Consider the following 3,525-nt stretch of genomic DNA (forward strand, 5'->3'; position numbering starts at 1 on the left):
AAATGGCGGGTGTATCGCCAGCTACTGTATCCAAAATTATCAACAATTATGGAGGAATAAGCGAGGCTACACGAGATAAAGTTTATAAAATCATAGAGGATACAAAGTACCAGCCCACTTTTTCAGCAAAATCGTTAGCGACTAAAAAATCCAATTTAATCGGATTGATTTACGCTGGAAAAATCAATGTTGATTTTACACACCCTTTTTTCAATGAAGTGGTCAACGCTTTTAAAAAATCGGTTGGGGCTTTAGGTTACGATTTACTGTTGTTTTCAAATGAGAAGTTTTATAAAGGTGAAAGCAAGTACTTAGAAAGATGTAAGCATTTTCATGTGGACGGCTGCCTGATCATTGCGGGAGATGAGATTGAAGAAGCTGTCGAAGAAATTGCGAAAAGCGATATTCCTTGTATGGGGATCGATTTGAAATTAGAAGGACCTCGTTCCAGCTATATCATGACTGATAACACAAAAATAGGGCTGAAAGTTGTGGAGCACCTTTACTTGAATCAAATCAGGAAGGTTGCCTACATCGGCGGGAAACCCAATTCGTTAGTTGCGGGTATTAGGAATGAGGGATTCATGGAAGGTATGAAGCAGTTCGGATTACCAATCAATGAACAGTGGGTTCGATATGGAGATTTCTTTGAAGATAGCGGCTATCAAGCTATGAAACAAATCTTGAAGACTGAAGAGCTGCCACAAGCCGTGTTCGCTGCTTCTGACATGATGGCGCTCGGTGCCTTGAAAGCCATCAAAGAAGAGGGGATGTCTGTCCCGGAAGATATTCAGCTGATCGGCTGTGACGATATCGAATCATGCCGTTACAGTGACCCACCATTGACAACCGTGAAACAAGACAAACAAAAATTAGGGAAATTGGCTGCCTACATGCTTGATGATCTTATTCAGGATAATCAGGACATTTATCCTGTGAAAGTAGACCCTGAGCTTGTCATTCGGTCATCTAGCGTGTAAAAGATAAAGCCATTCCTGCTTACAGCGCTGGAGGTTATAAAGATGACAATAACAATACAATTCCCAGAAACATTGAAATGGGGAGCCGCGACCGCTTCCTATCAAATAGAAGGTGCGGCTCATGAAGACGGAAGAACTCCCTCGATTTGGGATGAGTTTGCCCATGCTCCAGGAAACGTGAAAAATGGAGATCATGGCGATGAAGCTTGCGACAGCTATCATCGTTATCAAGAAGACGTGCAACATTTGAAAGATCTTGGTGTGGACCTATATAGGTTCTCCATTTCGTGGTCGAGAGTAATCCCTCAAGGGACCGGGGAGCTGAATCCGAAAGGTGTGGCTTACTACCGAAATTTAATTGAGGAACTTCTTAAAAACGGGATTGAACCTATGATTACACTCTATCACTGGGATCTCCCTCAGGTTTTACAAGAAGAAGGAGGCTGGGAAAACCGGTCGACGACAGATGCATTCCATGAATATGCTGTCGCTATGTTCAAAGAATTCGGCGATGTAGTAAAGAATTGGATTACGATCAATGAACCATGGTGTGCTTCCTTCCTTTCCAATTACTTAGGTATTCATGCTCCAGGAAAAACTGATTTACAGGCAGGTGTGGATGTGGCTCATCATTTGCTGCTTGCTCACGGGAAATCGGTACAATCATTTAGAGATCTTGTGCCTGACGGGGAAATTGGCTACGCTCCGAATGTCGGATGGCTGCAGCCTTACACGCCTAGTGAAGCGGATAAAAAAGCATGTGAACGATCGATGATGTGGCAGAAGGAATGGTTCATGGATCCGGTATTCAAAGGATCTTATCCTGAGGAGTTAATCCAACTATTTGAAGAACATCAAGCATTTTTGAAAATAGAAGAAGGCGACCTTGATATCATCTCACAGCCGATCGATTTCATGGGTATCAATTATTATACAGGCAGCCTGGGCCGTTATAAAGAAGATGGAGGCTTATTCCAAGTCGAAGAAATTGCTTTGGATGAGCGCCGGACAGATATTGGATGGCCGATTTACTCCGATGGGTTCTATCGGGTGCTAACGAATATCCATGAGACATACGGTTACGTTCCGATTTATATTACTGAAAACGGAGCTTGCTATAACGACGAAGTCGAAAATGGAAAAGTCAACGATCAGGAGCGAATCGACTACTTAAAACAGCACCTCACTGCGCTGCACAGATCCATTCAAGCAGGAGTTCCGATTAAAGGATATATTGTTTGGTCTTTGCTTGATAACTTTGAATGGGCCGAAGGGTATGAAAAGAGATTTGGCATCATTCATGTCAATTACAGAACATTTGAGCGTACGAGAAAAGACAGCTATTACTGGTATAGGCAGACGATCACGAATAAATGGTTTGAGCGGTAAATTTTTTTAGCTGTTAACGAAACCGGTTTCCTAGCCAGGTAGATAAATTAAAGGAGGAGCTTTTTTGAATAAAATTGTCTGTTGTTTCATGGCAGTGCTGATTGTCCTTGGAAGTTTTTCACCCGTCCATGCTGAAAAATCTTCAGCAAAGAAAGACGAAGTGAAGGAATATAAGTACGAGAGCGAATGGTTTGCAGGTTTGAAGGAACGGGAGAGTCGTGAATCTTCCATGTCGTATCAGGAGTATGCGACCTTTCTAGCCAACTTGTTTGGCATCAAGTCGGAAGAAGTCATTCAAACTATTCAACAACTTAGTGAACAGCAGATAAATATGAAGAAGGTCATCAAGCAAAAGGAAGCAAAAAAAATCAATGACCGTTTGTTTCCTTCTCAACTAGAAAATGAATTTAATAAACAGCTAGACGCTGACAATCCGATGAAGCGTTCAGACGTGCTCTTGATGGCTTCATCTTTCATTACTGCTTATTATGACGAAGAAGGGAAATATGAAGGAGAAAAAATTCAAGGAAACGCTTGGATTAATCACTCTGGCGTCACCCTTTCGCAAAGTACAATAGACGGAGATTTAGTGATCACAAGCGGTACCGATATTGTATTAGAAGAAGTTACAGTAACGGGCACCGTTTACATTGATCATTCTATCCAAAATGACGTCTTAACGATCGATTCTAATTTAAATGATGTGCGTGTTTTTGATGCATCGAATGAAAGTTCAGACTGGTCACTTGTTTGGTCTGATGAGTTTATCTCAAACCAGATCGACCGTACGAAGTGGGACTATGATATCGGAAACTGGATCGTTGATGAAAATGGTGATGGAGTAGCTCCAGGATGGGGAAATAATGAGCTTGAGTATTATACCGACTCAAATGATAATTCCTACACAGAAGATGGAAAATTGGTGATTAAGGCACAGAAAGAAGAAGAACCGATCACAGATGAGTATGGGAGCTATGACTATACTTCTGCAAAGTTAAAAACCAAAGGTCTATTTAGTAAAAAATACGGTAAATTCGAAGCGAAAATGAAATTACCCGAAGGGCAAGGGTATTGGCCTGCTTTTTGGATGATGCCTGAAGATGAAGTATACGGTGCATGGCCTGTTTCTGGTGAAATTGACATCATGGAAGCTGCA

The 3,525-nt window shown here is 41.6% G+C and carries 3 protein-coding genes; all 3 read left to right on the top strand.

Annotated elements, in window-relative coordinates; all coding sequences use genetic code 11:
- The first annotated feature begins 2 nt into the window (after positions 1 to 2).
- The gene (locus LD39_RS08145; RefSeq protein ID WP_035545035.1) at positions 3 to 980 is read left to right on the top strand and encodes a LacI family DNA-binding transcriptional regulator; all 978 of its coding nucleotides are present in this window, start codon (positions 3 to 5) and stop codon (positions 978 to 980) included.
- Between the two features lie 42 nt (positions 981 to 1,022).
- Entirely contained in the window at positions 1,023 to 2,369 is a 1,347-nt protein-coding gene (locus LD39_RS08150) for a GH1 family beta-glucosidase (RefSeq protein ID WP_035545037.1), read from the top strand.
- A gap of 64 nt (positions 2,370 to 2,433) precedes the next feature.
- A partial coding sequence (locus tag LD39_RS23510) for a family 16 glycosylhydrolase (RefSeq protein WP_231572538.1) occupies positions 2,434 to 3,525 on the top strand: 1,092 nt, incomplete at its 3' end.

Source organism: Halobacillus sp. BBL2006 (genome assembly GCF_000786645.1).
Taxonomy (GTDB): Bacteria; Bacillota; Bacilli; order Bacillales; family Halobacillaceae; genus Halobacillus.

Excerpts from the sequence above, each read along its gene's own strand:
- LD39_RS08150 (WP_035545037.1), top strand. The coding sequence starts at position 1,023 with ATGACAATAACAATACAATTCCCAGAAACATTGAAATGGGGAGCCGCG.
- LD39_RS08145 (WP_035545035.1), top strand. The coding sequence starts at position 3 with ATGGCGGGTGTATCGCCAGCTACTGTATCCAAAATTATCAACAATTAT.